A 13,951-nucleotide genomic window follows, 5' to 3' on the forward strand; every position below is an offset into this window, starting at 1 on the left:
CATTAATTTTCCTACATTTGAATCTATGAAGTACTCTTACATTGCTTTAATGGCATGTTTCTGCCTTTTAATAAGCGGATGTTACGAAAGACCGGGAAACCGTGATACTGGTGCATCTGAGGAGACAACGAAAGCCATTGCGGAAAATGATTTGACTGCGGAGGTGACTGAGAATGCAAGTGGTAAGCTGGATTCTAGCGGTGCGGCCACGGACGAAAAAGCTGTCAGCAAGGGCCCAACGAAAGTGGCGCTCTATGTTGAGAATTCGGGTAGTATGAACGGTTATGTGAACGGGAATACGGAGTTCAAAAACGCGTTGGGCGACCTACTAGTTCTATTGAAATTCCATTACGGCGAGGAAAATATTGACCTCTTTTTTATTAATGATCAGATTCATGCGCTAGATGATTTGGGCGATCTAACACGCTTTGCTTCCTGGCTGAATCCGACAACCATGAAAGTGGGGAACACGGCTTCGAGTGACCTGAACCTGGTATTTAAGAAGGTTCTGGAAAAGACAGATGGCCAAACACTTTCGCTCTTGTTTTCGGATTTGATTTATTCGATACAAGGTTCGAATACGGAAGAGCTCTTAGGTTACCAGAAGAGCCAAACGAAAGATGCCTTTCTTTCGAAATCCAAATCGGGTTCTGAACTGCAGACGTCCATTATCCAGTATCGGTCGACTTTCAACGGAACGTATTGGGATAAGAACAATCAGCGAACGGAACTGAAGGGTGCGAGTCGCCCCTACTACTTGACGATTACTGGTGAGGCTGACCGGGTGCTTGATCTGAATGAAAACATCGACCTGAAGGTAGCGGGTTTTGTAAATCAGCTGACCTTGACGACGGACGACTTTTCGGAGGACAATTATTATTCGGTGCTGACAAGTACCTACAATCAGGGTCGCTTTAAACCAATCCGCAGTATGTCTTCAGCTAAGTATGTACGTGGCATTGAGGATGTGGAGGTTAATGAACGCAGCTCCGCTCCTTTTTCATTTGCTGTGGCGGTCGACCTTTCACGGATTCCTGTAGAAGAAAGCTACAAAGTAAATACGGCAAACTACGAGATTCTGGATGGGAACTATGCGATTGATTCCATTATGCGGATTGAGCAGAATGATATTCAGCCGAGTGATTGGATTCGTATACAGGAGGCAAATGCTACACACTTGTTTTTAGTGGAAGCGCAAGGGAAAGCTTTTTCAGACTTGAGTTTTGCAATGAAAAAACAACTACCGGCGTGGGTGTATGAAAGCGACACGAAGGATGATACAACACTTGAGGGCAGAAAGGATAAGACCTTTGGCTTCAAATATTTGGTGGAAGGAGTTTCGGAAGCTTATGAGACGGTAGCGAAGAATAAAGAGTATTATTTTGAGGTAAAAGTTCCGGTTCGTAAAGCGACGGCGAGCAATACTGGAAAGATTTTTGTTGTGCTTGTGCTGCTTGCGGTAATCGGAGGATTGGTGTACACCTATATGAAACGACGAAAATGAATGAAATTTTTGCCCCGCTATACGAGGGCTGGGGATTATTTTGGTTAGGCGATTTTTCTAACGATCTTTATAGCAATAACTTATACACACCGGTAGGTCTGATCATGCTGATCTCATCCATTATATGGATGCTGGTTTATTATTATGTGATTGACCATCCGCGCTTTGCAAAAGCATGGCACTGGTTGGTGTGGATTTTGATTTTATGTGGAATTAATTTCGCAGTAGCGAACTATGTATCTTTTTCACAATTGACGGAGCTGTATACGGCTCAGGAAAAAGATGTGCCTTACTATGCGGAGTTTACGACGTTTTCTTTTGTGAATGCGCTGTGGACCTTTATTGTGGCTTTTGCTGTGTCTTTACTCATTAAAGGAAAGTCGGTGATGTGCCGACGGACACCTTTTTAATTCGATTGATAAAAAATGGCTAAACTCTATTTATTTGGAATTGGGGGTACGGGATCGAGGGTTATTAAATCCTTGGCGATGCTGCTGTCAGCAGGTGTAGATTTTAATGGATATGAATTGGTGCCTATTATCATTGATCCGGATTCGGCGAATGGTGATGTGACGCGGACGGTAGAGATACTAAAGGCCTATCAGCATATACACGAACGGATTAATAAGGAAAAGACACCGGATAGCAGTTTCTTTAGCACACCGATCTCGGGTATCTCACAGAACTTCAGATTGGAAATAAAAGGTAGCCATAATGAGGAATTTCGGGAATATATTGGCTATTCGGAATTGAGCGACAATAATAAGGCTTTAATCTCGATGTTGTTCTCTGAAGATAACTTGCGAGCAGATATGGAGGTGGGCTTTAAAGGCAATCCAAATATCGGTTCGGTGGTGTTGAACCAGTTTAGCGAATCGGAAGATTTTGTGAAGTTTGCGTCCGACTTTTCGACGGGCGATCGGATCTTTATTATCTCTTCGATTTTTGGTGGAACTGGTGCCGCAGGTTTTCCATTGCTACTGAAGAATATTAAGAATGCAGACCATACCTTACCTACTTGGGCATTGTTGAAAGAGGCACCCATTGGAGCTATATCGATTCTTCCCTACTTTGGGGTATGGCCTGATCCGAAGTCGAAAATCGACAAGGCAACCTTTATCTCCAAGACGAAAGCAGCGCTAACTTATTATAATAAGAATGTATCAGGTAATAATTCACTTAATGCATTATACTATATTGGTGATGAAGTAAATAAAGACTATGAAAATCATGAAGGGTCTACCTTCCAAAAGAATGACGCGCACTTTATTGAACTAGCGGCGGCATTGGCGATTGTCGACTTTGTGGCGACGGATGACTCCTATTTACAGAACGTAAACGGTCGCGCTACAGCTCCTTTATACAAAGAGTATGGGGTTATCAACGACGCGGAGACGATGACCTTTGGCGACCTGGGCAAGGGAACGCAGATGAGGCTACGGGAAGCGCTGACGAAGTTTACGTTGTTTAATATGTACACCGAAAATCATATTCATTCTGCATTGGATTTGCCATGGGCGACGGGCTCTGTGAAAATTGACCGACAGTTTTTAGGACAACCCTTCTTCAACACGTATATACGGACAATCAACAAGCATTTCTGGGAATGGTTAACCGAGCTGAAGAGGAATAAACGGAGCTTTGCTCCATTCGATCTGAAGGTTGGGTACAACAATCTTTTTGAACTCGTGGCCGACAGTAAGCCGAAGAAAGGATTGTTTGAACGGGGATCGAATTACTCGCGTCTGGACTATCTCCTTTCAAAAGTTGAACCGAAGATTAAAGCAAAAGATCAGGATACCTTCTTTATAGAGCTGTTTGATAAGGCTTTGGAAAATGCGACGAAAGAAAAATTCGGTACTTAAGGGTGTTTGGATTAATGATAAGAAGTGCGGAGTCGATTAAAACAAAACGGTAAAGAAAAAACACATGTCAAAAGTTTTTAGATTTCATAACGGTAATAACAATATTGAAGATTGGCAGATCACGGAAGCCTATGGCAGCAATGCTATCAGTGCGATCCAGGATCCTGCCGGTGAGTCTGCGAGCCGGGAAATCACGTCAATACCCAGTCCTTTCGCTCGTATAGACTTGATTCAGACGGCTTTTAGGCGATTGAATGAAAGTCGCCAAGTAGACGGCGATTCAATTTACCATAAAATGGTTTCTGATACGCTGGATGTGGCTGAACTGTTCTTTAATTTGGACCGTTTTCAGGACCGATTGAAACTGGTGGTATGGGATAAGCATCAGGATTTAAAGGAATTACTGAATTCATCGAACCCAAAACATAAGCGGCTGGGCGAAACACTGAAGCTTTACTTGGATCAGGATAAGGATGCACATAACTTTGATTCTTTGAATAGCATTTACCTGCTGGATTACTATCAGGGCGGTCCGCGAAAGATGAATATTATAGGAGGAACCTCTCCTTCTACCTTATTTTTCACCTCGGCTAACGATCTTAGTTACGTGAATATCCAGTTTGGGATCAAGAAAGTATTTTCCTCTCAATACCAAGCGCTTTATCAGCGGGATATCGAGTTTCAGAAATACCTTTACGGAATGCAGAAACACTGGACAGGATTCCAATCGAAGTTCCACGAAATCGACGGCTATTTGAATGAAAATTACAGTCGCCTACGAGACGACGTAAAGCAAGCGATTCAAGGCCTTACGGAGGCTGAGTTCAACAATGCATATACGCCGATTACGATTGGAGGCGACGGAAACATGGTGGAGGTGCTGGGCTTCCCGATACGAAAAAAAATTGCAAAACCAACGAATATTGCAGACCAGTCTGACTTCGTAATTGCCTCTGACAAATATGAAGGCCTGAAGCCGTTGGTATTGCCGAACGAGAAATTTTCAAATAAGCTACAATACACGACTGATCACTGGGATGCGAACCTGAAGGCGCCGCATGTTGATACACGTGACATGAGCGAGCGTAAACTGCCTTTTGTTGGCGACCAGTATCCGTACCTTACGGTATCTGATTTGCTGGAGCCTTATTTGATACGCACGGTCTATCCGTTGCAGAAGTCGGCTTACTTTGATGGAAACCTGTCTGCCGAGAAGTCTTTTACCAAAGGTTTTATTCTGCCGATAAAGAAAGCTTTTTTCGACTATTTTGATACGGACTTTTTACTGGGGCATACAGCGAACGGTCAGCCAGCCTTCGAAATGCGCTTGGGCGCAGGCGGTGGTGTGACCGTTACCTTACGTGTTCCGGTTAAAAAAGGCACGGTCTCATTTCAGCGAATATACTATCCGTCGTCTAACGAATTGAGTATTGAAGAAGCTGATATAGAAAACAATAAAGGTATTATCGTAGAGAATCAGTTTAGCTTAACAACTTTCCCTTTTTATAAGCTGCCGGCCGACTATAATCAGGTTTATCGCATAGCTTTGATGGATCGTGATGTATTGCCACTGACGAAGTCTAGACGCTACTCTTTGAGTTTCTTTAAGAATCGTGCTGGTGGAAAAGGTGCTGACTTGGGGGCAGCGAATGCCAACGCGGAAACGACTATCAAGGCAGAGAAATCACGCTCGAGGAAGTCGGCTGACGGACTCAGCTCTCACTTCTATGTATTGGAAGATGACTTCGATTATATGGTGGTGAAGGATGGCGCCGGACACCAGGGAATTGTGCTTCCGCTGTTTGAGAAAATTGAGCCGGGAACGGAGAGCTTTACCTTTGCAGTCGATTTTGGAACGACAAACACGCATATAGAATATCGGAAAAACGATTTGGACCCGCAGCCTTTCGAGATTGGTGAGGACGACCTACAGATGGCTAGCCTACATGATCCGAAGATTGAGGAGACGGATATATCACTCTCAGGGACAGGTGCTGCGGCATTGATCCTAACCCTTCCGCACGAGTTCTTGCCATTGAAAGTAGGTCGAAAATTGCAATACGGCTTCCCGACACGGACCGCGATCCATTACAATGATGCAACGGATTTTACAAGTTCTACTTATGCCTTAGCAGATCTGAACTTATCCTTTACTTACGAGAAGGAATTGATACCAAAGAATATTAAGTTTGACACCAACCTGAAGTGGTCCGACTTTAAAGCGAATACCAAGGAGCTGAAGAAGGTGGACGCTTACTTTGAAAACCTGATGCTGTTGATCCGAAACAAGGTGATTCTGAATGGCGGGAATCCGGATAAAACCGATTTGGTATGGTTCTACCCTTCCAGCATGTTGCCTTTCAAGATCGGCATGATGGAATTTAAATGGGAGAACCTGTTCAGTCGCTATATAACCGACAAACGTTCTCCGATGAAGCTGTCGGAGTCGATCGCCCCATTCTATTACTTCAAAAACCGACTGGGTGTGACGGCTACGGAGCGCCCGGTAGTGTCAATCGACATCGGCGGTGGTACTTCGGATATGGTAGTGTATACGAAGAATCGACCGGAAGTGCTGACTTCGATGCGTTTTGCGGCGAACACGATCTTTGGAGATGCTTATAATTCCAATCCGGCATTAAATGGTTTCGTAAAGAAATACACAGAGAAGTTTAAAGACCTGGGAATTGTATCCTATTACCTACCAAAGCTGCAGCGCTCGGATGATATTGCGGGATTCTTCTTCTCGCTAGAAAACAACCGGGATCTGCAGAAAAGGAATCACGATGCATCCTTTGCAAAAGAGTTGCGACAGGATGCGGATTTCCGAATGGTGTTCCTATTGTTCTATTCGGCGATTATCTATCATCTGGCGAAGCTTATGAAGGCCAAAGGCTTGGATAAGCCGGCTTATATCACATTCTCGGGAACGGGATCGAAGGTGATCGACTTTGCCGATCCGCGACCGAAGTTGAAAGGTTTAGGGAAATTGACCGAGGCTATTTTCTCGGAAGTGTATACAGCGGCTGGCTTGGGCACGAGTGAAACTGACGGCGACGGGCGCCCTGATGAGGATGTCGATATCTTGGCCGCTTCTGCGGATGCTTTAGCAGCCAACAAAGCGGTGCACCCAATGGACGGTGCAATCGAACTAAAACAATATGAAAATCCGAAGGAAATAACCTGTAAGGGTGGCTTGATGATTGACGAGGAGATTGAGATTGAAGATATCAAATCGGTGCTGCTAGGTGATGAAAAGAATACGCTTTTAGAAGATAAAGCGTTGACTTACTCAGATATAAATAATGAATTGACAGATAGCGTATTAGTAGAGTACAATAATTTTATTGACTTGTTCTTTAAACTCCATCAGGATATGAATTTTTCGAAAGAATTCGGAGCCAATCCTTCGACGATTACCTTAGCGCAGACGGTCTTGAGAAGCAAAGCAAAAGAGTTCTTACTTTTAGGTATTGAACAACAGCTTAAAGAGTTGAATGAAGATCAAAATGTAGAAATATCAGACAGTTTATTTTTCTATCCGCTAGTGGGTGTCCTTAACAAATTGGCTTTCAATATTTACGAAGAAGAGGAAGTTCAGTAGGCGAAGTAGGGTGACTCCTTTTGAAGTAAATTTTATACACGAATGAAAGATTGTACGTTATTGTAGAAGATAATTTTAAGAAACATGTTTTTAACGACCATATTACCGGCGATAGTTGTTGTTTTCCTGATTGTCATTCAGGGTTACCTAACGCAGCGCACGATGAAGAGCAAATATGCCGACCCTTTGCAAAAAAAGGTAGAGGAGCTGGAGTTGGATATCGCGAAGAAGGACCATGAGGTAAAGAAATTAACGGAGACCGTATTGGCTCTGCAAACAGAACTGGAAAAGATGGCACAAGATACGGTGAAGTTCTTAAATCAGAAGCCTGTACAATCCGCACCTAAACAAGAGAAAGAGCTGTTAGCCGACTTCTACATGTCGACCCCAAACAAAGACGGGAGCTTTAACAGCGCTTCGTATAGTGAGCAATTTCTTCCGTCCGTTTCGATCTATCATTTTACGGCATTAAATGAGAAAGAAGCCGAGTTTGAATTTGAAAGCGACGAACAGGGAACTCGAGATGCGTTAAATTTTTCAAAATCGTATATTGAGCCCGTATGTGACGAGGAAAACGATGTAACGCCAGATAGCAAAACAGTGGTGACCTTGCGGAAAGGCTTGGTCGAGAAGAACAACGGTAGCTGGATTGTAAAACAAAAGGCTGTGGTGATGTATAAGTAATAAATCAGCAACGAAAATGATAACTGCGATTGTGATAGGAATTGGATTGATAGCCGTGGGCATGCAGCTTTACTTCTTTCTGAAGACGCTGGGGCAAAGCAGTGCCTTAACGAAGCTGATCCCTCCGACAAAAGATTTAAAGACGGTTAAGGTGTTTGTTCCCGACCAAGAAGAGTTGGACTCCGAAAAAGTTCTATCGAAAAAACACAAGCATGCGGTAAGTCCGGAGCAACGGATTTCTGAAGAAAGCTTTTTTGAACATTTAGTTCGATCAGACGAAAAATAAGGCTATGGGATATATTGAGGTAAAACTAATTGAAGCTCCGAAAAACTGGTCGAAAGACAAGAAAGCCCTGATCACACAGATAAACGACTATCTGCTGAAGAACCGAGGCTTAATTGGCGACTTCAATCAGCTGAAAGAGCTTATTGACCGGAAGTCGGACGCCCAAGATAAAGACATCAAAAACAATGTCACCCTCCCCTTATACATCGGCCTGGTGGCGGCATTGCTATCCCTAGTCATTGCATTTTTAAGTTTGCCGTCCGTGACATCGATTGGTGCTGAAACGCTAGGTACGCTGTTCGTCGTCTTAAAGATAGCCTTAGTGGTGAGCATTCTAGGTTTTCTACTTACGGTTATTTCCTGGGGTTTTATTTACCGCAAGGCTGCTGCGAAAAACACAGAGCAGAAGATGGCGATGTATGATTTCATACACCAAGAGATGGATCAGCAGCTTTCTCATAATATTACATCGAGCGTGTATGCACTGCAAGCCAAGATGGACAGTTTTGCCAGTCGCTTTGAAAAGAGCACGGTGGGTTTCCAGATGGTAGTTCAGGAAATGAAGGCCAGTTTTGAACAGCAAGCTAAATACATGAGGGAATTGAAGGACACGGACTTAGGCGCTCTGAGCGAACATAATGTCAAGGTTATTCAAGAGATACGTCATAGTGCAAAAGAGTTTGATAAGCTGAACAACTACCTGAAAGAAACGAACGCTCTGGTGGAAGGCATGAAGACACTGAACGCCAACTTAGAAGTTCGCGAGAAGCAGTCGACCGCCCTAGAGCGCATTTCTAAATCGGTAGACAGCAATATCGATCTGAACAAGCAGATGATTGAGGTACTTCATTCTGATCTGCGCGAGATAGAGACCCGAAAGAAATACATGGCCGATGCCGTCATCAATGTAGATCACGCTTTACAAAAGGCTTTGGAGGAGTTAAGTGCCCATACCATCGCTAAATTGAACAGCATCCGTGAATTAACGATCAAAGAAGAGCATGCCATAGAAAAGCGTGTGGCTGTGCGTGACAAACAGCAGGGCAAGCAATTAGAGCAGGTTTTATCCGCCTTGCAATCACTCATCGAGGAAATGAAGGAGAACAAGGCTCAATAATAGCATCCTGTTCCCTATTATATCCAGTCTACTGATGATATTTTAACATATCACGCTATTAAGTGATATGGAAACCTATTCGCTTAGAATTAGCAGGTGAAACGAATCTTTAAAGCGTTTGGTTTTTGTATTCAATTGCTTCCAGTTGCCCTGCAACTTTAGAGGGCACTGTAAAATGCTGCATATTTTTCAGGTGACGGGTATGATGCATATCCGAACCAATAAAATCAATCATTTTGGCATCCAGCATACGCAAGGCCAAGTCTTGTTCACGGCGGCCGTAATAACCTATGAAGGAAAGCGCATTGCACTGAAGCAGGCAGTTGCGATCCATAAAGGGTTCTAACCTGGAGAAACTTTTATCGACATAATGATAGCGTTCCGGATGTGCTAACAAGGGTTGATAACCATGGGTTTGAAGCTGGAATAAGATATTCTCTAAGTTGGGCGGCGTATCCATAAACATCGTCTCGATCAACACGATGTTATTACCCATCGTAAGCAGCTTCTCGCCTTCGATCAGTGTCGGAAAGTTTTCATCCAGCATGTATTCCGCAGCAAAACTGATCGGGATGGTATACCCACCCTTTTCATTGAGTTCAGCTTGAAGAAGTTGCCAAGCACTCTCGATACTATCGGGTGTGTTGGGATGGATATCACTGATAACATGCGGTGTGGCGATCAACTTCTGATAGCCCAGCGCAATGAGTCCGTCGATGAGTGCGATCGAATCGTCAACACTATCGGCCCCATCGTCTATACCAGGAAGGATATGCGAATGCATATCCGTCCTTAAAATCTCACCAATCGCAAAGCTTGTCTTTTTATTAAATATCGAGAACATCTAACCTTCCTTATTTTTCTGCAAAGATAGAGGATAAAATTTATTAGCGATCAAAAGACAGCCAATCCAATGTAAAGATATGTTCGTTCGGTTCCTGATCTTTCTTGAAGACAAAGTACAAGTCGTTAATGCCTCCGGGATCGTTTACTGGCGCGCTTAGCTCAATAAATTTACTCCAGTCGCCCGTATTTTTATAATCGAACGTGCTGATTACATCTCCCGTTGGCGAACCTACACGTACTTCTAACGTTGCATCAATGTTTAAGGAAGAATAGTTATATGTGATTTGCTTAATGCCTGTTAAGTCGATCTGTTTCAGCATGAACCAAGAACCATTGTGAATACTACCCAATTGCTCATTGGTGCGACCGATGTTGTTAAGCTCATCCGCATCCTCAGCTTCAACAACATTGGAACGTAGAACCAAGGCGTCTTGACCGGTTAGCGGAACAATTGCCCCTCCTCCATCAGTATATGATGCTTTCAGTACATAACGACCGCGTTTACCTTGTTTTTGGTGTTTATTAAGAGGCACGGCACCTTGTCTTGGCAGATCAAAGAGTTCAGCCTGTCCTGCAAGCGAAAGAATGTAGCGCACCATTTCTTTAGCTTCATTCTGAGACACTTGAGGGTGGCCATTCATATAATGCTGACCCCAGTTACCGCTACCACCTTCAATGATCTTATTGGCAAGTTGGCCAACAACATCCTGATCTTGATAACGCTGCGCAATCTGTATGAAATTAGGCCCAACCGACTCCTCGGTCCACTGATGACAAGCCTGGCAATCGCTTGCACGGATCAGACTTTCTCCCAAGGGTACCGGTATTGGCATTTGATGGCCCGGTGTGTTTTTTCGGCGAGACACTTTCGGAACGTAATTAAAACTAATATGCACTCGATCTTCAATAATCTCTGTGTCTTCCGCATCTTCAACCGTCACTTCATAAGGCAATGTCTTGTCATCAAAAAAGAAACTGCGATTGCCTTCGGTTTTGATAGTTACGACTGGCAAGGTATTACCCACCTTGATTTCAATGATTCCCGTCGACTCTGCTCCTGCCGCATCTGTAACGATCTGTTTAACCTGATAAACGCCGTTTTCTTCAAATGTATAAGAAGGTGACGCTTCAGTCGACTGTACTTCAGTTCCTTCGAAAATCCATTGATAGGTATGTTCGTCGTCCGAATCAGGATCGTAATTATTGTCCCCATTGAATGTCACGGTTAGAGGAGCAGTTCCTACGGTGTCTGATGCCGCAGGATATGATTCCGGTGCACGGTTGCCGCCATTGTACTCAATCCGAACTAAGCGAGCATCCACATTATCAATACCATATACGGAGCCGTATTCAAGCATATAAAATGCTCCATCGGGACCAACTTCCAGATCCATCGGTCGTCTGAAATCGCCATTGCTCTCCATAAAGCGTTCCATGCTCACAAAGTTATAGTTCTCATCAAGTCGCACAGCGAACACCCAACTTCTCATCCAGTCGTAGATAAATAACGCTTTATCATAGTATTCCGGGAACTTAACCGATGATTCCAGATCCTCGTCAAAATGGTAAACCGGTCCCGCCATGGCATTTCTTCCACCCTCACCTACGAGCGGGAATTCTTCTGATTTCTGATATGGATACCAGATAAGTGCACTTTGTGCAGGAGGCAATTCTTTTAACCCAGTATTATTAACCGATTCATTAATAGGTTTTTCTGGATTGAAGTAATCACCAAGCTCTTTGGTTTCAAAGTTATAGTCCGGATAAGGCTTGCTGTTGCCCACAAAATACGGCCAACCGTAATTACCCGCCTGCTTCGCTTGATTGATTTCATCATAACCACGAGGACCGTTATCGCCATCGTTCCCAGCATCTGGACCCACTTCACCCCAATAGAGAATCGAGCTTTCCTGATCGACCGAGATCCGGTACGGATTACGCGTACCCATGACAAATATCTCTGGTCTAGTTCCTTCTGTTCCTTCAGGGAATAGATTTCCTTCCGGAATGGTGTACGTTCCATCCGCTTCCGGATGTATTCTTATAACTTTTCCACGGAGGTCGTTCGTATTTCCGGACGAGCGCTGCGCATCAAAGGTAATCCGTCCTTCAATCTCGTCGATTGGCGCATAACCGCCTGATGCAAACGGCACTGTGTTATCACCAGTAGAAAGATACAAGTTGCCATCCTTGTCCCACGCAAGCGAACCACCAGTATGGGCACTAACTTCTCGCTCGATAGGCACCTCTAAAACTACGATTTCAGAGGACATATCAAGTTCGTCATTCTCTTTCAAAACAAAGCGAGAAAGGTTCTGGCGAGCAGGTAGCTTGTCCGGTGTATAATAGAAATAGATAAATCTGTTTTCCTTAAAGTCTGGGTCAAGTGTCACGCCCATTAAACCGTTACCAAATACTTCTTCAGGATCTTCAGGGAGAAGTTCAAAAGTGTGAAGCAATGTAGTTTCTCCGGTATTTGGATCATATTTAGAGAACTGCCCATGCCGTTCGATAAAGAACACTTTCCCATCGGGCGCCACGGCGAGCTCCATAGGCTCATTCAGGTCGTCGGACAAAATAATCTTCGTAAAACGGTTATCTTCTGGCTTTTTAATCGGTTCTTTATTTGTGTCAGGAGCACAAGAAACCACGAAAAGCGCTAGCATAAAAAAGCTTAGCTTTTTGGCAAGGATATTTGAATAATTCATATAGATTGTCGTTCTATGCTTAATAGACGCGGCACGAATATATAATAATGAAATTTAAATTACAAGAATATGACGATTGGCTATAAAAAAGAGCCCGATCGTTTATGATGATCGGGCTGTTTTTTTGTTTCGGTTTACGTTTATTTTGTATTTACTCGAATTCCCGTTCGGGAAACTCACCGTCCCATTCGGTGTCTACGCCGATCTCTTGCAAGATATTGGGTATTGTGAAAATAGTGCCTTTGAGCTTGGTTACTTTATTTGCCTGAATAGAGACATCTGGAACGCTGATCTCGCGAATAAGTTCTCCATCGATGTCATAGGCAGCAACATTCACCGTTACTTGAGTAGGCTCGCTTCCTTTCTCTTCTTTAGGAATAAAATAGATTTGTTCCTGTATTGAACGGTTCGCGATATGCTCCTCGCTTATTTTAATTCTTTTAATAGTATTGTGAGTCGGATCACCTTCTCCTTGAATCTCGGTAAAGCCTTCTTCGTAGAACGGACTAAAGTATTTTGCTGTGTTCGCAATCGTTACTTCAATATAGCCAACGCTTTCAGGGATGACCTCTTCGATATTTAAATCAACCCGGCCAACATAACGACTAAGAATGACGCTGGACTCGACCCCTTCTGGTACTAGCTTTACACCAAGAACAAAAGTTGAAAAAGCATCGCTCACGTAAGGGGTAAAACCTACACCTGACGTTAGACTCTTATCAACCTTAACCCATTCCGTGTCCGTGTTTCCATCTAGCTTTGCGCCATGAAAAGCAAGACGAATAACGCTTCGATATATTGTAGTGTCGATATACGTTTCGTAAACCCCAAATTCCTCGTCAGTCGCATATTGCTTTACATGATCTACCAACTCGGCACCGGTTCCCCCATGATAAACGTAAATATCCAACACATCAATATAGTCTCGGATATCGGTAGAACCCGATCCACCTGTAGCCGAAAACACTCCTTTTTCGGCTGAAGCGATTATTGGATTTGGAAAAGGCAAGAGCTCATGCTCAAAACCACTAACAGTAAAAGCAACGCGGACTTTCCCGTCCACGTTTTTTTCGTCGGAAAGCAGGGTCTCTTTAGAACATCCTGCAAAAAGGCCCACCAGCAGTAGTGCTAATAACACCTTAATTTTTTTCATGATTGTATAGTTTGAATTTATTAATAAATGTATTTCCTTTCACAAGTTTTATTACCTCGTAAACCGAAATGCGACAAACATTGTAAACCTTCCGATGATTTCATAATATTTGCCGATCTATCTAACAATGTTAGTAAATACCCCCCATAGGAAGGGCGATTGCGACAATGATCTTTGATTTTTA

The 13,951-nt window shown here is 43.5% G+C and carries 10 protein-coding genes; 7 read left to right on the top strand and 3 right to left on the bottom strand.

Annotated elements, in window-relative coordinates; all coding sequences use genetic code 11:
* Positions 1-25 precede the first annotated feature (25 nt).
* The 7 genes from WKR92_RS00500 to WKR92_RS00530 all read left to right on the top strand — a co-directional run bounded on the left by WKR92_RS00500 (position 26) and on the right by WKR92_RS00530 (position 9,060).
* Positions 26-1,504, top strand: coding sequence for a hypothetical protein (locus tag WKR92_RS00500; RefSeq protein ID WP_375555880.1), 1,479 nt, complete (start codon positions 26-28; stop codon positions 1,502-1,504).
* Positions 1,501-1,914, top strand: a complete 414-nt coding sequence (locus WKR92_RS00505; RefSeq protein ID WP_375555881.1) for a hypothetical protein — start codon at positions 1,501-1,503, stop codon at positions 1,912-1,914. The genes WKR92_RS00500 and WKR92_RS00505 overlap by 4 nt, the downstream gene beginning before the upstream one ends.
* A 15-nt stretch (positions 1,915-1,929) precedes the next feature.
* The gene (locus tag WKR92_RS00510) at positions 1,930-3,369 is read left to right on the top strand and encodes a hypothetical protein (RefSeq protein ID WP_375555882.1); all 1,440 of its coding nucleotides are present in this window, start codon (positions 1,930-1,932) and stop codon (positions 3,367-3,369) included.
* A gap of 64 nt (positions 3,370-3,433) precedes the next feature.
* Positions 3,434-6,973: a hypothetical protein gene (locus WKR92_RS00515; protein ID WP_375555883.1), complete on the top strand. Its 3,540-nt coding sequence runs from the start codon at positions 3,434-3,436 to the stop codon at positions 6,971-6,973.
* A gap of 84 nt (positions 6,974-7,057) precedes the next feature.
* Positions 7,058-7,657: a hypothetical protein gene (locus tag WKR92_RS00520; protein ID WP_375555884.1), complete on the top strand. Its 600-nt coding sequence runs from the start codon at positions 7,058-7,060 to the stop codon at positions 7,655-7,657.
* Positions 7,658-7,673: 16 nt separating this feature from the next.
* Complete coding sequence (locus WKR92_RS00525; protein ID WP_375555885.1) at positions 7,674-7,943, top strand: hypothetical protein; 270 nt, start codon at positions 7,674-7,676, stop codon at positions 7,941-7,943.
* Between the two features lie 4 nt (positions 7,944-7,947).
* Entirely contained in the window at positions 7,948-9,060 is a 1,113-nt protein-coding gene (locus WKR92_RS00530; protein WP_375555886.1) for a hypothetical protein, read from the top strand.
* 109 nt (positions 9,061-9,169) lie between these two features.
* On the opposite strand, the gene WKR92_RS00535 is transcribed toward WKR92_RS00530, so the two are convergent.
* The 3 genes from WKR92_RS00535 to WKR92_RS00545 all read right to left on the bottom strand — a co-directional run bounded on the left by WKR92_RS00535 (position 9,170) and on the right by WKR92_RS00545 (position 13,767).
* A complete protein-coding gene (locus tag WKR92_RS00535; RefSeq protein WP_375555887.1) occupies positions 9,170-9,904 on the bottom strand; it encodes a tyrosine-protein phosphatase in 735 nt (244 codons plus the stop codon).
* A 43-nt stretch (positions 9,905-9,947) separates the two neighbouring features.
* Positions 9,948-12,614: a PQQ-dependent sugar dehydrogenase gene (locus tag WKR92_RS00540; protein WP_375555888.1), complete on the bottom strand. Its 2,667-nt coding sequence runs from the start codon at positions 12,612-12,614 to the stop codon at positions 9,948-9,950.
* Positions 12,615-12,765: 151 nt separating this feature from the next.
* On the bottom strand, positions 12,766-13,767 hold the full coding sequence (locus tag WKR92_RS00545; protein WP_375555889.1) for a hypothetical protein: 1,002 nt from the start codon (positions 13,765-13,767) through the stop codon (positions 12,766-12,768).
* Positions 13,768-13,951: the final 184 nt, after the last annotated feature.

The sequence above is a fragment of the Albibacterium profundi genome, assembly GCF_042159835.1.
In the GTDB taxonomy this organism is placed as follows: domain Bacteria; phylum Bacteroidota; class Bacteroidia; order Sphingobacteriales; family Sphingobacteriaceae; genus Albibacterium; species Albibacterium profundi.